The following is a 19,687-nucleotide window of genomic DNA, read 5'->3' as shown; positions in this document are numbered from 1 at the left end:
TGAAGTTTTTTTTAGGAATAATATGTAAACAAATAAACCACCCGATTAGAGTGGTTTATTTGTTTTTATATCAATTTGGAATAGTTTTACCAGCCTCCGCTAGAACCTCCGCCTGAGAATCCGCCTCCGCCAAATCCTCCACCGAAGCCACCGCCTCCGCCACCAAAACCGCCTCCGCCAAAACCACCACCTGATGATCCGCCGAAACCGCCTCCGCCACCTCTTCCAAGGCTGCTTAGAAGAATGACATCCATTAGGCTGGGACCACCGCCGCCTCGATTGCCCGAATTGCCGCTTCCGCCGCCTTTATTTTTGGATAACAATATCAAAACGATTATTACGATTACAATGATTGGAAAAATAGGAAAATCGCCTCCTTGGCTTTTTTGTTTGCGTTCTCCTTTGTATTTTCCTTTAAAAACATCAATAATAGCATCAGTTCCTTTGTCTAAGCCTTGGTAATAACTGCCGGCTTTAAACTCTGGGACAATAATATTTCGTATTATTTCGCCGCCAGTTCCAGCTGTTAGTCTGTCTTCAAGTCCGTAACCTGGATTGATAGCTATTTTTCTTTCGGCTTTCGCCAAAAGTATAATGACACCATTATCATCTTTTGCAGTTCCTCCAATTCCCCAAGTTTGGCCCCATTTTGTTGCTAGCTGACTAACATCTTCATTTTTGAGACTTTCTATAGTAATAACAACAATTTGAGTAGTTGTAGAATCAGAATATTTGATGAGTTTTTCTTCAAGCTGTGTTTTCTCCTCTACACTTAAAACGTTCGCATAATCATAAACCGAAGTTTGAAAACTAGGTTTTTCAGGAATGGTATATTGTGCAAATAGAAAACTGCTGTTTAATAAAATAAAAACATAAAGGAATAATTTCCACCCAGTCTTCTCTTTCTGGTTTTCGACTTTCGACTTTCGACTTTCGACTTTCTGACTTATTTCCATTACCCTTTTGATATTTCGTTTGATAATTCGTTGGTATCACCTTCCTGCCAAGGGAAATGTTTTTTGAGTTCATCTCCGGCTTTCAATATGCCGTCAATTAATCCCTGTTTGAAATTTCCCTGTTTGAAATGAGCAACCATAACATCGCGGGTGCTGTCCCAAAAAGTATTGGTAACAATATCGTTGATGCCTTTGTCTCCGCAGATTACAAAAGTTTTATCTTCAACAGCTAAATAGATTAAAACACCATTTTGCAGTTCAGTTTCATCCATTCTCAATTCGTGAAAAACCTCCATCGCGCGGTCATACGCATCCATCGAGGTTGTTTTTTCGATGTGAACTCTAATTTCGCCCGAAGTGTTTTTTTCGGCTATGCGTATAGCTTCAACAATTTCCTGTTCATCTTCTGTGCTTAAAAAATCTTCTACTTTTGACATGGGAATTATTTTTGAATGAAGATTAACGATTTTTGATCGCAGAATTAGAACATTCTGCGATCAAAAATCGTTAATCAAAAATCTTAAATCTTTTTAGAATTTTACTTCAACAGGTTTTTCAGCACCTGCAACAGCTTCAAAATAGGCCTTCTTCTGAAATCCAAACATACCAGCAAATATAGAGTTTGGAAAAGTTGCGATATGATTGTTATAAGGTTTAACAGCTTCGTTAAATCTCGTTCTTGCAGTTAGAATTTGATTTTCGGTACTTGCCAATTCATCCTGCAGTTTTAAGAAATTCTCATTAGCTTTTAATTCTGGGTACTTTTCCACAGAAACAAGCAATTTAGATAAAGAGCTGCTTACCCCGCTTTGTGCAGAATTAAAAGCGGCTAATTGTTCTGGAGAAATGTTTGTTGGGTCAACAGTTACCGATGTCGCTTTGGCACGAGCTTCGATTACAGCAGTCAAAGTGCTTTTTTCGAAATCGGCGGCACCTTTTACTGTGTTTACTAAATTTCCGATAAGGTCATTTCTTCTTTGATAAGCAGTTTGTACATTACCCCAAGACTCCTCAATATTTTGGTTTAAAGTAACAGCTGTATTGTTTATTCCCTTTACCCAGCTGTATATTCCAATAATTACAACTGCTCCGATAATCCAAGGCAAAAATCTTTTCATAATTGTTTAATTTAAAGTTTGTTTGTTGTTTAAGTATTTAAAGTTTAAGATTTTATAATTTATTTTTAATTGACATTGATATTGCTATTGATATTTTTAAAGTTCATTTTTAATGCGGATCAGCTGCATTTTTATGGTTTCTAATTTACTGATAATTTCAAATTTATCCATACTTTTCTTTTGACCTTCTTTCAGATGAGTTTTCGCTCCTTCTAAAGTGAACCCTCTTTCTTTAACCAAATGATAAATAAGTTGCAGGTTTTTGATATCTTCTGGTGTAAACATTCTGTTACCTTTGGCGTTTTTCTTTGGTTTCAGAATATCAAATTCACTGTCCCAAAAACGAATTAGGGAAGCGTTTACATCAAAAGCTTTGGCGACTTCGCCTATGCTGTAATATCTTTTATCTGGTGAAAGTTCGATATGCATTTTTTTAGTTCTTAGTGGTTAGAGATTAGTCCTTAGTCCTTACTTCTAAGTCTTAAGTTGATAAATCTATAACCTGTGTTTTCTTTATTTTATGTTTAATTTTTATATCATTTACTAATCAACTAGGGACTAATCACTAAGTACTTAACAACTTAATCCAAAGACTGGTTTTCCTGATTCGCTATTTTTGAAATAGCAACGTATTCCACCGCCGAAATATTGCCGTAATAAAAATTAAGCGGGTTGACCACTCTTCCGTTTTTATGCACTTCGTAATGAAGGTGCGGTGCTTCTGAACGTCCTGTGCTTCCAACATAACCAATTATATCACCGCGTTTAACCGATTTTCCAGGTCTGCAGTTGTACTTGCTCAAATGAGCATAAAGAGTTTCGTAACCGTAACCGTGTCTGATTACAATATGATTCCCAAATCCCGAAGCACTGTTGTCCGCTCTTGCCACAACTCCATCGCCTGTGGCATAAATTGGTGTTCCCGATTTAGCCGTAAAATCCATCCCTTCATGCATTTTTCTGGCTTTTGTAAATGGGTCGCTTCTATAACCGAAACCAGAAGCCATGTGTTTTAAATTTTCATTTTTCACAGGCTGTATCGCTGGAATTGCCGAAAGCAGTTTGCCCTTGGCTTTGGCCAATTTTACAATTTCGTCCAATGATTTGGATTGAATTGCGAGTTCTTTGCTCAAGGCATCCACTCTTTCGGTAGTACTGATTACCAATCTTGAATTGTCATAGCCCTGCAGTGCCGCATAACGATTTATTTTGGAGTAGCCCGCTTTTCGCTCTTCTTCTGGAATGGCCGCCGTGTTGAAATATACTCGGTATAAATTATTATCCCTGTCTTCAATATCTTCGATGACATCATCTATCTGATCCATTTTTTTGTTCAAAATGGCATAATTCAATTTTAAATTTTCAACTTGTCTTTCCAGTAAACGGTCTTTTGGAGTGTCAAAATAAGGAGTGTTCAATAGTATTATGAAAGTCAAAAATCCAAACAATGCCGAGGACAATAAAAACAGAACAGCATAGCCAACTTTTCTTCTTTTTCTGATTTTTATTTTCCGATAGGCCAGATTTACTGAATCGTAATAATATTTTACTTTCGCCATATTTTAAAATACCCTATTTTTGCAAATTAGTATAAGGTAAGTCGAACAAATTTAATAAATGTTTCAGTTGTTCGGTTATTTTTTTCAGGAATAAATAATTAGCCAATTTTATAATTGAGATAATTAGGCAATTAGATAATTTTAAAATTATCTGCTTATCACATTGTCTGCTTATCAATTTTCTAATTATCAATTTTTAATTATCAAATTATCACATTTTCTAATTTAAATATGAAATCACAAGACGTACGCAAGCAATTCCTAGATTTTTTCGAGAGCAAAGGGCATTTAATCGTTCCTTCGGCTCCAATAGTTCTTAAAGATGATCCAACCTTGATGTTCAACAACTCAGGAATGGCCCAGTTTAAAGAATATTTTCTTGGTTTAGGAACACCAAAAAGCAACAGAATTGCCGATACGCAAAAATGTCTTCGTGTTTCAGGAAAACATAATGATCTTGAAGAAGTTGGGATTGATACCTACCATCATACAATGTTCGAGATGCTAGGGAACTGGTCTTTTGGTGATTATTTCAAGAAAGAGGCAATTCACTGGGCTTGGGAATTACTGACAGAGGTGTATAAAATACCGAAAGAAATATTATATGTTTCAGTTTTTGAAGGAAATCCTGCTGAGAATGTGCCTTTTGACCAAGAAGCTTGGGACATTTGGAAAGAATTAATTGATGAAGACCGAATTATTCTTGGTAACAAAAAAGATAATTTTTGGGAAATGGGTGACCAAGGACCTTGTGGACCTTGTTCTGAAATTCATGTGGATATCCGTTCGGCTGAAGAAAAAGCTTTGGTTTCTGGTAAATCTTTAGTGAATGCCGATCACCCGCATGTGGTGGAAATTTGGAACAACGTATTTATGGAATTCAACCGTAAAGCCGATGGTTCATTGGAAAAATTACCTGCGCAACACGTAGATACTGGAATGGGATTTGAGCGTCTTTGTATGGTTTTGCAAGGAGTTCAGTCAAATTATGATACCGATGTTTTCACGCCGCTAATTAGAGAAATCGAAACGATTACTGGAACTAAATATACAATCAAAGCAAAAGACGAAGCCGAAGAAAAAATAAATATTGCAATTCGTGTAATTGCCGATCACGTTCGTGCGGTAGCTTTTGCTATTGCTGATGGTCAGTTGCCATCAAATACGGGAGCTGGTTATGTAATCCGTAGAATTTTGCGTCGTGCAATTCGTTACGGTTTTACTTTCCTAGATACGAAAGAACCTTTTATATACAGATTGGTTGAAACATTGAGCGCACAAATGAGTGGTTCTTTCCCAGAAATCCGTTCACAGAAAGCATTATGTTCCAATGTAATCCGTGAAGAAGAAAGTTCTTTTTTGAGAACTTTGGATCAGGGATTGGTATTGTTGGATGCGGTTATTAGTACTAACTCAGGTTCAGTAATAGACGGGAAAAAAGCATTTGAATTGTATGATACCTATGGTTTTCCAATCGATTTGACAGCTTTGATTCTTTCTGAAAAAGGATTGGAATTGGACGAAAAAGGTTTTCAGGAACAATTGCAATTACAAAAAGAACGTTCCCGTGCAGCTTCAAAAGTTACGGCTGGAGACTGGAATGTTTTGGTCGAAGATGATGTGCAGGAATTTGTAGGTTACGACCGATTGAGACACAATGTGAAAATCACTAAATACCGTAGAGTGGATAGTGTGAAGGACGGTGAAATTTATCAGTTGGTTTTCAATGCTACACCATTTTACGGTGAAAGCGGAGGACAAACAGGTGATAAAGGATATCTTGAAGCTTCAAACGGTGATATTATTTATATTATTGATACCAAAAAAGAAAACAACCAAACAATACATCTTACACAATCGCTTCCGGACAATTTAACCGATAGTTTTGTTGCCGTTGTAGATGAAATCCAGAGAGCAAAAACATCTTCAAATCACTCGGCTACTCACTTGTTACATCAAGGACTGCGAAAAATATTGGGAACACACATTGAGCAAAAAGGTTCGATGGTTCGTAATGCTTCACTGCGTTTTGACTTTTCGCATTTTTCTAAAGTAACAGAGGACGAACTTAAAGAAGTTGAGGATTTTGTAAATGCAAGAATTCGTGAGAGTCTGCCTTTGGTAGAAAAAAGAGCGATCCCAAAAGATCAGGCAATTGAAGAAGGTGCTATAGCTTTGTTTGGTGAGAAATATGGAGATGTTGTTCGAATGATTAAATTCGGTGATTCAGTGGAATTGTGCGGAGGGACTCACGTGCCAAATACAAGTGATATCTGGCATTTCAAAATTACTTCTGAAGGTGCTGTTGCGGCAGGAATCAGACGTATTGAAGCGATTACCAGCGAAGCAGCTAAAGATTTTTTTGAATCGCAGCTGATTACTTTCGCCGAAATAAAAGAAGTACTGAAAAATGCTGTTGATCCTGTAAAAGCCATTCAGGCAATTCAGGATGAAAATGCTTCACTTAAAAAACAATTGGAGGTTTTATTGAAAGATAAAGCCAAAAATATGAAAGGCGAATTGGCCAAAGAATTGCAGGAAATCAATGGTATTCAATTCTTAGCAAAACAAGTTGATTTGAATGCGGAAGGAGCAAAAAATTTAGCTTACGAATTTGGAAATACAATAAATAATTTGTTTTTAGTTTTGGCTACGGCCGAAGAAGGGAAACCAACTTTGTCTTGTTATATTTCCAAAGAATTAGTAGCCGATAAAAAACTAAACGCCGGTCAGGTGGTTCGCGAATTAGGTAAATACATCCAAGGTGGAGGAGGGGGACAGCCTTTCTTCGCTACTGCAGGAGGTAAAAATGTAGATGGAATTGCTGAGGCTTTGGCTAAGGCGGTTGAGTTTGTGAAGTAGTTTTATTATAAGCAACCTTTCTTTATAAAATAGATTTCATAATATGTATCCCAAGTGAGTTATAGTAATAGCTCGCTTGGGATTTTTTATAGAAGCTTAATAGGTAATTAGTTTTGATTTTTTATATATTTGTAAAAATATTAATACGTAATTTTTTAAATGAAAAAATTTTCACACTTTCTTTTGGCTTTAATTTTAGTGCTGATTTCATCTTGTTCTAGTGATGATTCCTCTTCGGATTCAGGAAATAATTTGGTATTGCCTAAAACAATTTCTATGACTTTTCCTGGTTTTCCATCTGATAATAGTAAAGAGGTAATAACCTATGATGGAAATAAAATTTTAACTTCGGTAGATGAGGATTCAAAAACTGTTTTTACTTATGATGGGAATTTTATAGTTAAGCAGGTGAAATTTGATTTAGGTAATAAAGGAGAGGAAATAAAAGATACTGAGGTATTGTATACTTATGAAAATGGAAAACTAAAAACAAGAATGTTAAAAAAAGGGTTTTCTACTGAATATCCAAATGGGCAATATATTTACAAAACAGTTTACACACATAATGCGTATAATCAAGTTACCTATGTGTATTATGTGGTAGATGCTAAAACAAATATGGAAGTAAAAGATCATCAAGGGATTTTAAATTACAAAGATGGAAATCTCGTTAAGGAAGAGTTTATTGTTACCAATGATCAACGCAATGTAAGGTCTTATGAGTATGATGATAAAAATGATCCACTCAAAAATATTTTAGGTTTTAACTTATTGTTAAATGAGGTTAATTGTGGAAATAATAATATTATAAAAACAATTAGTGGTGCCAGTTTATTAAATCCATTTGTTTATATCCGCAATTATATTTATAGTGATAATGGGTATCCTACAAAAATGACATCCTATACAAGCGATGGAAAAACAATTGAATATATAACTGAATATACTTATTAGTTAAATAAAGGAATTGTTTTTAATTTATAATCGAAACTCTGAAAATAAAAAAATGAAAAAAATACTACTTTTAATATGTACATCTTTATTAGTTTTAACTTCTTGTTCAAATGATGATGATAATGAAGATACCGCTATTAATAGTTCTGTCTTGCCCAAAAAAATAATTATGAAAGACAATAATGTGGCATCTGATTTTTTTGAGTATACTTATAAAGGAAAAAAACTCGTAAGAATGATTCCTAGCTTTAGTAAAAAATTCTGTTTGGGAGTATACTTATAATGGAGATTTAATACAAAACGTTAAAAGGTATGATGTTGATAAATCTTTATTCTCTGAGATGTTTTATGAATATGATTCTAAGCAAAGATTAGTTAGTGAAAAAATGATAACCAAATATGGTGACAGTGGTAAGCGAGTTTATGTTTACAATTCAGATGCCACAATTAGTTTTACAGAATCCTCAGTTGCTTTAACAGACCAAAATACAACAAAAACTGGAAAGATTTGGTTAAATGAGGAAGGGGAAGTATCAAAAATTGAAGAATATAAAGATAATGTGCTGTTTTCCAAAAGGGAATACACTTATGATGATAAAAATAATATTTCTAGAAATATTATTGGATACAACAAGTTGTTTTTGATTGATGTGTTAGGAATTACTCATAATATATTAACGTATAAAAGATATGATTCGAATAATGTTTTGAATTCGGGTTATTCAAATAAATACACGTATAATTCCGATAATTATCCTGTTTCCAGAGTTGAAACTTCTAATAGTGGAAGTGTTTATACTATAGAATATTTATACTAGGGATATAAAATTATCTTAATTAAGATTTAAAATAATTTCTAAAACCAGATACAATCCGTGTCTGGTTTTTTTATTTCTAAAAAAAGTCGAAATTTACATGAAATATAAATAATGCAGTTCACAACAAAAATACCCATTCCCAAAAAAAACAATCCAATAGACTACAACTCCAAGATAGTCTCATTGGGTTCTTGTTTTGCTGAAAATATGGGAGACAAATTCCAGTATTTTAAGTTTCAAAATGTAATAAATCCATTCGGGATTATTTTTAATCCGGTTTCGATTGAGAAAATTATTGATAGAACAGTTAATGGGGTTTTATTTACTGAGGAAGATGTTTTTTTTCATAACGAACGCTGGCATTGTTTTGAGGTGCATTCGGATTTGAGTCATTCGGATAAGGATGAACTTGTGAAGAATTTGAATCAAATTTTGGCGGAAACCAAAAAACAATTGCATGAAGCTAGTCATATAATCATTACGTACGGAACTTCATGGGTGTATCGAAATATAGAAAAAAATACTATTGTTGCCAACTGCCATAAAGTACCGCAAAAGCAGTTTACAAAAGAATTACTTTCTGTTGAAATTATCCAAAAATCAATTCAAAACACTATTGATTTAATCGGAAAATTGAATCCAAACTGCAGTTTCATTTTCACCATTTCGCCAGTGCGACATCTCAAAGACGGTTTTGTAGAAAATCAATGGAGTAAAGCAAATTTAATTACTGCGGTTCATAACAATCTGCAGTCTAAAATCTGCAATCTAAAATCTGCAGTCTATTTCCCAAGCTATGAAATCATGATGGACGAACTCCGCGATTATCGTTTTTATGCCGAGGATATGTTGCATCCAAACCAGACCGCTATTGATTATATCTGGGAACGTTTTAGTGAAAGCTGTATTAACGAAAACAGTTTCCAGACGATGAAAGATGTGCTGGAAATCCAAAAAGGTCTCAGCCACCGCAGTTTTAATCCTGACTCGGAACAGCATCTTAAATTCTTGGCAAACCTGAACCAGAAGATCAATTTTATAAAGGAAAAATTTCAGCATATAAGGTTTTAAGGTTCGTTTATTCAATACTAATAATTCGTTCCGTAAAATTTTAGAACATTTAAGCTAAATTATGTAACTTGTTGAAGTATATTTTTTACATTTTTGTAAATTGTATAATTGTGCTTCATGATAAGGCTTTTGTTTAACGTGTTTTATTGACTTATGAATCAAAAATCCATTCATTATCTAAAAAAAACACTTCGTGTATTGCTTTGGTGCGTCGCTTCGATAATTGCTATTTTACTTCTCCTTATCGTTTTAATTCAGGTGCCGTCAATTCAGAATTTTGTAAAAAACAAGGCAGTTACCTATCTCAATGAAAAAATAAAAACCAAAGTTGCTTTAGACTATATTTCTATCAAATTCCCTAAAGATGTTGTTCTGGAAGGATTCTATTTTGAAGATCAAAAAAAGAATATTTTACTCGCCGGAAAGCGATTGGAAGTCGATGTTGATCTGTTTAAATTAATAAGTTCCGAACTCGAAATCAATTCCGTTTCGCTTGAAAATGTAAAAGCCAATATTTCTAGAAACAAAGAAGGAGTTTTCAATTTTGATTACATTATCAAAGCTTTTGAATCTAATGAGCCAAAAGATCCAAATAGCAAACCTTTTAAAATATCAGTTGTAAAAGTCAATCTCGACAATATTAACTTTAACTTCAAAGATGATTTTTCTAAAAATGATATTCGGGTAAAACTCACTCATTTTGACACCAAATTCAAGAAGTTTGATTTGGACGAAATGGATTTCAACATTCCAAAAATTAATTTAAACGGACTGAAATTATTCTTAAATCAAGATGCTGTCGAAAAAATTGCTGAAGTATCTGTAAAAACCGTTGATAGCATTTCGAAAAGAAGCGATTTCAAGTTGAAACTAGATAAAATCAATTTATCCAATATTGATGTTTCATACGATAACAAAGATTCTAAACTGGATTCGGGAATACGTTTGGGCAATTTGGAATTGGCTGTCAATGAAATTGATTTAAACAAACAGCTTTTGGATTTTGATTCTTTCGAATTAAAAAATCTAAAAGGAAATCTGAGATTAGGAGCAAAAGATAAACAGCTTCAAACGCCAAATTTGGATTCGACTGCTATCAAACAAGCGGGCTGGAAAGTAAAATTGAACGATGTCGATCTGCAGAATATCGCTTTCAAATTTGATGACATGCAGGCCAAACCCAATCCAAAAGGTATTGATTACAACCATCTGGATTTAAACAAATTTGATTTTGAAGCCGAGAAATTATATTACGGAAATGATACTATTTCGGGAAATATAAAATCATTGGCTGTAAATGAAAAAAGCGGTTTGCAGATTCAGGCTTTAAAAACCGATTTCTTTTATGGACCAAAAAATGCAGAGCTGAACAATTTGTATTTGAGAACACCTCAGACACTTCTTCAGAATAAAATCAAAGTCACTTATCCATCGCTTGATGCTCTGAAAAAAGACATTGCAAATCTTTCGATTGATGCTAATTTGAATCAGTCTAAAATCGGTTTCAAAGACATTTTGCTTTTTGCTCCCGATTTACAAAAAACGAATCTGTTTAAAAGTAATCCAAATGCGGTTTTATATCTGAATACCCGTTTGAACGGAAAAATAAAAGATTTGAATATTCCGTTGTTCGAAATGAGCGGAATTGGAAGTACGAGAGTTTCACTTTCGGGAAAAATTAAAGGTTTGCCCGATGGTGAAAAAGCCTATTATGATTTGAATATCAAAAAACTGTCGAGTACAGCTAAAGATGTCTATTCATTTGTACCTACAGGAACAATCCCAAAGAATATTCAGTTGCCTTCGCAGTTTAATTTAGCCGGAAAATTTAAAGGTTCTGTTCAGAATTTCAAAACCAATCTGGCTCTGAACAGCAGTTTCGGAAATGCAAAAGTGGATGCATTATTTGATCAGCGCATTAAAAAACAAGAGAAATATGATGCCAATGTCTCGTTAATGGATTTTGATTTGGGTCGATTAATCAAAAATGATTCTATCGGAAAAATTACGCTTAAAGCGAAAGTAAAAGGCAAAGGTTTGGATCCAAAAACAGCTCAGGCCGAATTGGATGGTTTGGTTCAAAAAGCGGTATTCAATAGATATACCTACAGGGATTTAGCTTTAAAAGGAAATATCAGCAACGGATCTTTTGCAGTAAAATCGGGAATGAAAGATCCAAATTTGAATTTTGATTTGACTGCCAATGGAAATACAAAAGACAAATATCCATCTGTAAAATTGAAATTAAACCTCGACATCGCCGATTTGGAAAAGCTGAATCTTCATGCCGGACCAATGAAACTGCGTGGAAATGTTGATGCTGATATTGCCAACAGCAACCCTGATTTTCTGAACGGAAAAGTATTCCTTTCGAACATTCAGGTTTTGCAGGAAGAATTAATTGTTTTGGATTCTGTTCGTGTAATTGCTTTTTCGGATAATACCCGAAACAATATCAAAATATCATCCCAGTTTTTGAAAGCTGAAGTGGATGGAAAATACAAACTAACCACATTAACCTCGGCAGTAAAAAAATCATTGTCAAAATACATGGATCTGCAAAATCCGAAAGTGAATGCTGAATCAGATGAACAGCGATTGGCTTTTACATTGGCAATTGATAACGATCCAATACTTTTTAAACTGGTTCCTAAATTGACAGGTTTAGAACCAATTAATATCAGTGGAAAATACAATAATAAAACTGATTCTTTGGAAATAAAAGGAACGATTCCGAGAATTGTTTATGCCAATAATACAATCGCTGACGGAAAAATAAATGTAGAAGCCAAAGAAAATACTTTGGAATACCAAATTTCGTTTGCAACAATAGAAAGCGGAGAATTAAAGATTCCGTTTACCAGTTTATCAGGTAAAGTCGAGAGTAATATTCTTTCATACGCCTTGCAGGTAAAAGATACCAAAGACAAAGAACAGTATATGATTGCGGGAGAATTTCTTCGTCAGGATGCTAAAAATATCCTGAAAATTAACTCCGATAATTTTGTTCTTAATTATGACAAATGGAATATCAATCCTGAAAATGCAATTGAATTTGGAGATAAAAGACTGTTCGTTAATAAGTTTTTCTTAGATAATTCGGGCAACGAACTAAAGATTCAATCACAAGGAACTCAGGATAACGCACCAATTGAAGTTGATTTTGTGAATTTCAAAATCGAAACCATTCTGAATATTGTTAAAAAAGACAAACTGCTGATGCAGGGTTTAATCAACGGAAATGCAGTTGTCGAAAACGTGATGACATCGCCAATTTTTACTTCGGACATAAAAATTGACGACTTTGCTTTCAAGGCGGAACCTGTCGGGGATATCGAAATAAAAGTAGATAACAAAACAGCAGATGTGCTTACGGCAAATGTGGTTTTGAACGGTGAAGGAAATGACGTAAAAGTCAATGGAAATTACAAAATCAATGATGGAAATTTAGATTTGAATACCGACATCAATAAACTGAACATTAAAAGTATTCAGGGCTTTTCGATGGGAAATGTGACTGACGGAGCTGGATTTTTATCAGGTAATTTTAAAATTACAGGAAATGCATCAGCACCAAAAGTTGATGGTCAATTAAACTTCAACGATAGCAGTTTCAGAATCACAAAACTCAATTCTTATTTTAAAACCGAGAATGAAAAAATCACTTTCAGCAACGATGTAATTACGTTCGACAGCTTTACACTTTACGATGAAAATAGTAATGTAATGGCACTTAACGGAACAATTCAGTCGCCGGATTTTAGAAACTATAATTTCAATTTAACAGTAAAGGCAAATGATTTCAGAGCCATACATTCAAAAGCAACCGACAATGATTTGTTCTACGGAGATTTATTTTTGGACACGAAATTAGACATAAAAGGAACGCTTGAAAATCCAATTGTAGGCGGAGATGTAAAAATAAACAAAGAGACCAAATTCACGGTGGTTTTGCCTCAATCAGATCCGTCGATTGCTGAGAGAGAAGGAATTGTAGAGTTTGTAAATGAAGATAATGTATATCTGAAACAAACCGTGGAAATGAAGAAAAAACTCAATCGATCTGACTTAATCGGAATGAACGTCAGTGTTGATATTTCGTTGTCTAAAGAAGCAGAATTGACACTGATTATCGATAAAGGAAACGGCGATTATCTTAACCTAAAAGGTGAAGCCCAACTTACGGGCGGAATTGACCCTTCGGGAAAAACTACTCTTACGGGTAAATACGAAGTATCGGACGGAGCTTATGAAATGAATTTTAATGCAATCCGAAGAAAATTTAATATTCAGAAAGGAAGTTATATCATTTGGAATGGTGAGCCAACAATGGCAACTTTGAATATTACGGCGATTTATAAAGTAGAGGCTCCGCCAATTGATTTGCTCGGAAACCAATTGGGAGCAGTAAGTCCGACAATAAAAAACACTTACAAGCAGAAAATTCCGTTTCAGACTTTATTAAAAATGAATGGCGAATTGCTGAAACCCGAAATTACTTTTGATATAATACTTCCCGATGGAAATTATGGAGTTTCCTCCGATATTGTTTCGGCTTCTCAAACAAAACTGGAACAATTGCGACAAGAACCAGCCGAATTAAACAAACAGGTTTTTGCGCTTTTACTGTTGAATCGTTTTGTTGGCGAAAATCCTTTTGCAAGCGAAAGCGGTGGAACCAATGCCGAATCTTTGGCAAGACAAAGTGTAAGCAAGATACTTTCTCAGCAATTGAATGACCTTTCTTCCGAGTTAATAAGCGGTGTTCAATTAGAATTTGATTTGGAATCAACAGAGGATTATACTTCTGGAAATATGGAAAACAGAACCGATTTGAATGTGGCTGTTTCCAAAAAACTGCTTGATGACCGATTGAAAGTTACCGTAGGAAGCAGTTTTGGTGTTGAAGGAAAAGAACGCGCCAATGAAGAAACTACAAATATTGCCGGCGACGTTTCTCTGGATTATCAGCTTACAAAAGACGGCCGATATATGGTTCGCGCTTACCGCAAAAATGAATATCAGGTGGCAGTTGAAGGTCAGGTAATTGAAACCGGTGTGGCATTTGTAATCACGATGAGCTACAATAAATTCCGTGAACTTTTTCACCGTACCGAAGAAGAAAAACGTATAATTCAAGAGGAAAAGGAACGTAAAGAGAGAAAAAAACGAATAGAAAAACAAGAAGAGAAATTCGAAAAACAAATTCAGGGTAATGAGCAAAAAACATAGCAATATGAAAATCAATTGTATGAAATATTGTGTAATGCTGTCCTTACTTTTTGTTTATGGATGCAGTAATACCAAGTATCTGCCAGAGGGCGATCTGCTGTACACAGGAGGTTCTGTGATGGTGAAGGATTCTGTTATGAAAAAGAAAGAAAGAAAAGAACTGGAGAAAGCTTTGGAAGGCTTGTTACGTCCTAAACCGAATAAACAATTCTTAGGCCTTCGCCCAAAATTATGGTTTTACAATATTGCTGGAGAACCTACGAAAGATAAAGGAATACGATATTGGCTTCGAAATAAAGTTGGTGAAGAACCTGTTCTTTTTAGCAAAGTCGATCTCGATTACAACGCGAATGTTTTGAGAAGTTTTGCAGAAAACCACGGTTATTTTAAAGCCAGAGTCAGCGCCGATTCTACTGTGAGAAGTAAAAGAGTAACTGCAGAATATACCATTCAGCCGAGAAAGCAGTACAAAATAAAAGAAGTTAAATTTCCTGAAGATTCATCTGCTTTGGGAAAAGCCATCGCCAGAACCAAACGCAGATCATTATTAAAAGAAGGAAATCCATACAATCTGGATATTATAAAAACCGAACGCGAACGTATTGATGCGAGATTAAAAGAAAAAGGATTTTACTATTTTAACCCAGATTATATTTTGGCTCAGGTTGACAGCACAAAGGGCGATCAGCAGGTCAATATTAAATTAAAAATAAAAGAAGAAACGCCCGAAAAAGCCAGAGAAGCCTATAAAATTGATAAAATTATAGTATATCCTAATTTCTCGGTTTCCAAAGACACCATTAAATATAAAAAAGAAGACATCGTGCAGTACAATGATTTTACAATTATTGACACTGCAGATACTTTTAATCCGAGGGTTTTTGACAGAGCAATTCTATTCAAAAAAGGAGATTTATACAATCGGAAAGACCATAATCTCACATTGAACCGTTTTGTGAATCTGGGGACATTCAATTTTGTAAAAAATGAATTCAAGCCATCCGATAGTGTGAAAAATGCTTTGGATTCGTATTATTATCTAACGCTTTTACCAAAGAAATTTATTCGTTTTGAAGTTCTAGGGAAAACAAATTCGGCGAGTTATACGGGTTCAGAAGTTAATGTAAACTGGAATAATCGAAATTTATTCGGAGGTGCGGAGTTGCTTACAGTCTCCGTATTTGGCGGTGCCGATTTTCAGCTTGCAGGCGAAAATAAAGGACATAATATATTCAAGCTAGGAACCGAAACCAGCCTTACGTGGCCTAGATTTATTACGCCGTTTAATATTCAGGGAAACAGCGAATTTGTTCCCAGAACCAAGGCTACGCTTCGGTATGAATATCAAAACCGAACACAATTGTATTCGCTGAATTCTTTTAATGCTTCTTTCGGTTACCTCTGGAGAGAAAGTATCAGGAAAGAACATCAGTTAAATGTCATGGATATTACCTATGTGAGTCCAAATAATGTGACACCCGAATATCAGCAAGACATTAAAGATGATCCAGCATTGGGAAAAATAATTGAAAAGCAGTTGATTTTTGGACCAACCTATTCGTACACGTACACGAATACCATGCAAAAACGAAAAAAACACACCTTCTATTTTAACGGAGAATTGGATTTGGCAGGTAACATAACAGGTCTACTGACTGGGGCCAATATCAAGAAAAAAGATACCGTAAAAATATTTGATGTCCCGCTGAGTCAATACGCAAAAGTCAAAACCGATTTCCGTCATTATTTAAAGCTGACAAAAGAAACTGAATTGGTAAGCAGGATCATCGTAGGCATCGGATTGCCATATGGAAATTCAGGTGTTATGCCTACATCAAAACAATTTGTATCTGGAGGAACCAATAGTATTCGTGCCTTTAGAGCCAGAACCCTCGGTCCCGGAAGTTTTTTCAATACACCAACACCGAATTCTTCTTATTTACCTGACCAATCGGGGGATTTTAAACTAGAGTTTAGTTCCGAATATCGGGCAAAACTTTTTAGTATTGTCAACGGAGCACTATTTGTAGATGCCGGAAATATTTGGCTTTTAAACGCCGATCCACTTAAGCCCGGAGCTGAAATTTCCAAAGATTTTATGAAAGACATTGCCGTTGGTGCCGGAGCCGGTCTGCGGTTTGACTTGTCGTTCCTAATTTTAAGAACCGATTTGGCATTTCCGCTAAGGAAACCCTGGTTGCCTGAAAACGACAGATGGGTAATTGACGATATTGATTTTGGAAACAGTACCTGGAGAAAAGAAAACCTGATTCTGAATATTGCGATTGGTTATCCTTTTTAAAAACAAGTCCAATTGCTACTATTTTGGAGCAGAGTGATTAGGTATTTTCAGGAAGCATGGATTCCCGCTGTCCTTCCAAATCTTTTATTTTTTAAAGAAAAAAATAAAAGGATTTTCCCTCCCATCGGGGCTAAAGGGAAACATTTGGCTTTTTTGCCTGCATTTTAAAAAAAAGAATTAATTTGGCTAAAATAAAAGAATGAAATGCAAAATATGCTTAAAAGAATAGTAGCCGTAGCGGTAATAGTAGTCATAATAATTTTGGCTTTCAAATTCTGCGAATTCAAAAAAGGAGATGATTCGTCTTTAGAATACAACACCAATCTCATTCAGCAACAAATTGTCAATGTTGGAAAATTAGTTGTTACCGAAGGACATTTCTCGGAAGTGATCACCTATAAAAACCAGCAGAAATATATGATGGATATGCTTTCATTCGAGAAAAAAGCAATCGTAATTGTCAATGCGGATGTTACAGTTTCGTATGATTTGCACCAGTTGAAATATGATATCGACGAAGCCAATAAAACCATCACTATTTTAAGTGTCCCAAAAGAAGAAATCAAAATAAGCCCTGACATCAAATATTATGATGTTCAGCAAAGCCAGATGAATCCGTTTACAGGCGATGATTACAATAAAATTAATAAATCGGTAAGAGCAAACTTAGCTAAGAAAATTGATAAATCATCCTTGAAATCCAATGCTCAAAACCGATTGATAAGTGAACTTTCCAAGATTTTAATTGTGACCAATACGATGGGCTGGAAACTGCAATACAACGGCAAAACCATCGACAACGAAAAAGACCTTCAGCATGATCTGAAGTTGTAGAATTTGATTTTACCGCAATGATCGCAAAGAAAATAAGATTGTAAAAAGCACAAGGTTCGCAAAGCTTTGCGCTCTTTGTGTAAAACTTTGCGAACCTTGCGTTTAAATGAAGTCAAATATTTTCCGTGTTATACAATCTCATTTTCAAAAATCAATTCCAGTCCATTCGAAATTAATTTTTCGATTTCTGGACGCTGTTTTTTTAGGTTTTCCAAATGCAGTAGTATTTGTCCCATCAGATTTGTTTCGTTTCGGGAGTGCAAAAGCTCGACTAATTCTACAGAAAGTAACCAATCATTCGGATGATTATTCAGCAGTTTTTCAAAAATAGGTTCCAATGAAGTTGAAGTATCATTCGATTCTCGAATACTTCTCACAGTTTGGTACAATACTTCTAGATCATCTCTTTTGGCAGTTTGTTTGGCTTTAATGGTTTTACTCGAAGGAACGTGCGAAATCAAATCAAAACTATTCACATCAGCAGGACCCGAAAAAGCCGAAACCAGTTTTTTGCCCACCGCCATATCATAATTGCCCCATTCCGGTTTAAACAACACAGTATCTCCGCGCGTAACCGTACAGTTTTTGAAACAGATTAAGATAATTTCTCCATGCAGATTTCTCTTTCCGGTAATGATTTCTCCAACTACTTTTATGTCACCTTCAAATTCAAGAGTTGCAGTTTGTCCTTCATAAATGTCATACGCTTTTAAGTCACGCGGACTCATATCTTCGATGGCAAGATTGATGCCTTTTAGCTTGCCAATCGGGCTTCCAAAACCATCAGGGTGTGTTTCGGTTCCGTGGCCGACCAATTCTTTTTCGCGATATGATAAAGCCGTTTTTCCTGTAGTTTGAAAGTAAATAGGTTTGCCTTCATGTTCAATAACAGTTGTAAAAACGCCCGAAATCTGCAATCCAGTACTCAATTCAGCAGTTCCTAAAGCTTTCGAATGAATCAGTTTTTCCATTCCCGATAATCCTCCTGTGCGCAAAGCCATTGTATTGGCAAATTCTTCGAGAATCAAACTCAAATAAGCAAAGTCGGGGGTTACATAGAGTTGTGGCTGTAATTTGGTAATATCAAAGCTTTGATGAACAGCCGAAAAATCATAAGGGATTTTCTTGACGTTATCGGTCATGCACCAAGCGCTTTCGCCAATGGATGATAATAAACCAGCGCCGTATATTTTTGGGTTTTCCAATGTGCCAATCAAACCATATTCTACAGTCCACCAGTGCAAATTTCGAATTTGCGCCATTTCAGAAAGTTCACCCATGTTGTTTTGCAGGTCTTCCACTGCTTTTTCGGCAGTTTCAATTTCGCTTTGCGGAGTGCCCTCAGCTTCTTTCAAAATAGAAAGCAACCGAATCGCCTCATACATTTCATAATCTTTATGCGAAGAAATCGCTTTACAGCCAATTTCACCAAAACGGCGCAGGTATTCCGCATATTCAGGATTGGCAATAATAGGAGCGTGTCCGGCACCTTCGTGAATGATATCAGGAGCAGGTGTGTATTCAATATGTTCGAGTTGACGAATATCAGAAGCAATCACCAAAACATTATACGCTTGAAATTCCATAAAAGCATTGGGAGGAATAAATCCGTCCACCGCCACCGCCGACCAGCCAATTTCTTGAAGAATTCGGTTCATACCGTACATACTTGGAATATTATCTACTTCAATTCCGGTTTTTTTCAGGCCTTCCAGATACGAACTGTGCGCCACTTTTGAAAGATAATCCACATTTTTGCGCATCACATAACGCCAAACTGCTTGATTAATTGGCGTATAATCGCTGTAATCCTGAGGTTTGATAAATTGTTTTAAATGCTTTGGTAAACGATCCAATAACGGATTGCTTTTTATTTTTGAGGTCATAACGAAAACGATATAGTTTTAAGCAAAAGTACAATTTTTAGGAAATGAAAAGGAATTTTTAGCCATGACTTTAACAAACTAAGAGATTGTATTTC

14 protein-coding genes are annotated in these 19,687 nt (G+C 35.2%); 8 read left to right on the top strand and 6 right to left on the bottom strand.

Features of this window, described 5'->3' with window-relative positions:
• Positions 1-86: 86 nt before the first annotated feature.
• The 5 genes from C8P67_RS12635 to C8P67_RS12615 all read right to left on the bottom strand — a co-directional run bounded on the left by C8P67_RS12635 (position 87) and on the right by C8P67_RS12615 (position 3,633).
• Positions 87-956: a TPM domain-containing protein gene (locus C8P67_RS12635; RefSeq protein WP_115813530.1), complete on the bottom strand. Its 870-nt coding sequence runs from the start codon at positions 954-956 to the stop codon at positions 87-89.
• A complete protein-coding gene (locus C8P67_RS12630) occupies positions 956-1,393 on the bottom strand; it encodes a TPM domain-containing protein (protein ID WP_115813529.1) in 438 nt (145 codons plus the stop codon). Before C8P67_RS12630 ends, C8P67_RS12635 begins: the two co-directional genes overlap by 1 nt.
• Before the next feature lie 93 nt (positions 1,394-1,486).
• Positions 1,487-2,074, bottom strand: coding sequence for a LemA family protein (locus tag C8P67_RS12625; protein ID WP_115813528.1), 588 nt, complete (start codon positions 2,072-2,074; stop codon positions 1,487-1,489).
• Positions 2,075-2,170: 96 nt separating this feature from the next.
• Positions 2,171-2,503 carry a MerR family transcriptional regulator gene (locus C8P67_RS12620; RefSeq protein ID WP_115813527.1) on the bottom strand — a complete coding sequence of 111 codons (333 nt, stop codon included), beginning with the start codon at positions 2,501-2,503 and terminating at the stop codon, positions 2,171-2,173.
• A 152-nt stretch (positions 2,504-2,655) separates the two neighbouring features.
• Positions 2,656-3,633, bottom strand: coding sequence for a M23 family metallopeptidase (locus C8P67_RS12615; protein WP_115813526.1), 978 nt, complete (start codon positions 3,631-3,633; stop codon positions 2,656-2,658).
• Positions 3,634-3,864: 231 nt separating this feature from the next.
• On the opposite strand from C8P67_RS12615, the gene alaS reads away from it, so the two are divergent.
• The 8 genes from alaS to C8P67_RS12575 all read left to right on the top strand — a co-directional run bounded on the left by alaS (position 3,865) and on the right by C8P67_RS12575 (position 17,706).
• Positions 3,865-6,495 (top strand): alanine--tRNA ligase, encoded by a 2,631-nt coding sequence (alaS, locus tag C8P67_RS12610; RefSeq protein WP_115813525.1) that lies wholly within the window; start codon positions 3,865-3,867, stop codon positions 6,493-6,495.
• Between the two features lie 159 nt (positions 6,496-6,654).
• Positions 6,655-7,449: a hypothetical protein gene (locus C8P67_RS12605; RefSeq protein WP_115813524.1), complete on the top strand. Its 795-nt coding sequence runs from the start codon at positions 6,655-6,657 to the stop codon at positions 7,447-7,449.
• A 52-nt stretch (positions 7,450-7,501) separates the two neighbouring features.
• A complete protein-coding gene (locus C8P67_RS12600; RefSeq protein ID WP_115813523.1) occupies positions 7,502-7,732 on the top strand; it encodes a hypothetical protein in 231 nt (76 codons plus the stop codon).
• A 103-nt stretch (positions 7,733-7,835) separates the two neighbouring features.
• Positions 7,836-8,267: a hypothetical protein gene (locus tag C8P67_RS12595; RefSeq protein ID WP_147298233.1), complete on the top strand. Its 432-nt coding sequence runs from the start codon at positions 7,836-7,838 to the stop codon at positions 8,265-8,267.
• A 111-nt stretch (positions 8,268-8,378) separates the two neighbouring features.
• Positions 8,379-9,338 (top strand): GSCFA domain-containing protein, encoded by a 960-nt coding sequence (locus C8P67_RS12590; protein ID WP_115813521.1) that lies wholly within the window; start codon positions 8,379-8,381, stop codon positions 9,336-9,338.
• A gap of 153 nt (positions 9,339-9,491) precedes the next feature.
• The gene (locus tag C8P67_RS12585; RefSeq protein ID WP_115813520.1) at positions 9,492-14,570 is read left to right on the top strand and encodes a translocation/assembly module TamB domain-containing protein; all 5,079 of its coding nucleotides are present in this window, start codon (positions 9,492-9,494) and stop codon (positions 14,568-14,570) included.
• Positions 14,571-14,574: 4 nt separating this feature from the next.
• Positions 14,575-16,872, top strand: a complete 2,298-nt coding sequence (gene tamL, locus C8P67_RS12580) for a translocation and assembly module lipoprotein TamL (protein WP_245980441.1) — start codon at positions 14,575-14,577, stop codon at positions 16,870-16,872.
• A 213-nt stretch (positions 16,873-17,085) separates the two neighbouring features.
• Positions 17,086-17,706, top strand: a complete 621-nt coding sequence (locus C8P67_RS12575; RefSeq protein WP_115813569.1) for a DUF4230 domain-containing protein — start codon at positions 17,086-17,088, stop codon at positions 17,704-17,706.
• 128 nt (positions 17,707-17,834) lie between these two features.
• On the opposite strand, the gene C8P67_RS12570 is transcribed toward C8P67_RS12575, so the two are convergent.
• Complete coding sequence (locus tag C8P67_RS12570; RefSeq protein WP_115813518.1) at positions 17,835-19,592, bottom strand: aromatic amino acid hydroxylase; 1,758 nt, start codon at positions 19,590-19,592, stop codon at positions 17,835-17,837.
• Between the last annotated feature and the right edge of the window lie 95 nt (positions 19,593-19,687).

The sequence above is a fragment of the Flavobacterium aquicola genome (assembly GCF_003385115.1).
GTDB lineage: Bacteria > Bacteroidota > Bacteroidia > Flavobacteriales > Flavobacteriaceae > Flavobacterium > Flavobacterium aquicola.
This window is presented reverse-complemented; position numbering and strand designations above follow the sequence as displayed.

Excerpts from the sequence above, each read along its gene's own strand:
- C8P67_RS12635 (WP_115813530.1), bottom strand. The coding sequence starts at position 956 with ATGGAAATAAGTCAGAAAGTCGAAAGTCGAAAGTCGAAAGTCGAAAAC.
- C8P67_RS12630 (WP_115813529.1), bottom strand. The coding sequence starts at position 1,393 with ATGTCAAAAGTAGAAGATTTTTTAAGCACAGAAGATGAACAGGAAATT.
- C8P67_RS12625 (WP_115813528.1), bottom strand. The coding sequence starts at position 2,074 with ATGAAAAGATTTTTGCCTTGGATTATCGGAGCAGTTGTAATTATTGGA.
- C8P67_RS12620 (WP_115813527.1), bottom strand. The coding sequence starts at position 2,503 with ATGCATATCGAACTTTCACCAGATAAAAGATATTACAGCATAGGCGAA.
- C8P67_RS12615 (WP_115813526.1), bottom strand. The coding sequence starts at position 3,633 with ATGGCGAAAGTAAAATATTATTACGATTCAGTAAATCTGGCCTATCGG.
- alaS (WP_115813525.1), top strand. The coding sequence starts at position 3,865 with ATGAAATCACAAGACGTACGCAAGCAATTCCTAGATTTTTTCGAGAGC.
- C8P67_RS12605 (WP_115813524.1), top strand. The coding sequence starts at position 6,655 with ATGAAAAAATTTTCACACTTTCTTTTGGCTTTAATTTTAGTGCTGATT.
- C8P67_RS12600 (WP_115813523.1), top strand. The coding sequence starts at position 7,502 with ATGAAAAAAATACTACTTTTAATATGTACATCTTTATTAGTTTTAACT.
- C8P67_RS12595 (WP_147298233.1), top strand. The coding sequence starts at position 7,836 with ATGATAACCAAATATGGTGACAGTGGTAAGCGAGTTTATGTTTACAAT.
- C8P67_RS12590 (WP_115813521.1), top strand. The coding sequence starts at position 8,379 with ATGCAGTTCACAACAAAAATACCCATTCCCAAAAAAAACAATCCAATA.
- C8P67_RS12585 (WP_115813520.1), top strand. The coding sequence starts at position 9,492 with ATGAATCAAAAATCCATTCATTATCTAAAAAAAACACTTCGTGTATTG.
- tamL (WP_245980441.1), top strand. The coding sequence starts at position 14,575 with ATGAAAATCAATTGTATGAAATATTGTGTAATGCTGTCCTTACTTTTT.
- C8P67_RS12575 (WP_115813569.1), top strand. The coding sequence starts at position 17,086 with ATGCTTAAAAGAATAGTAGCCGTAGCGGTAATAGTAGTCATAATAATT.
- C8P67_RS12570 (WP_115813518.1), bottom strand. The coding sequence starts at position 19,592 with ATGACCTCAAAAATAAAAAGCAATCCGTTATTGGATCGTTTACCAAAG.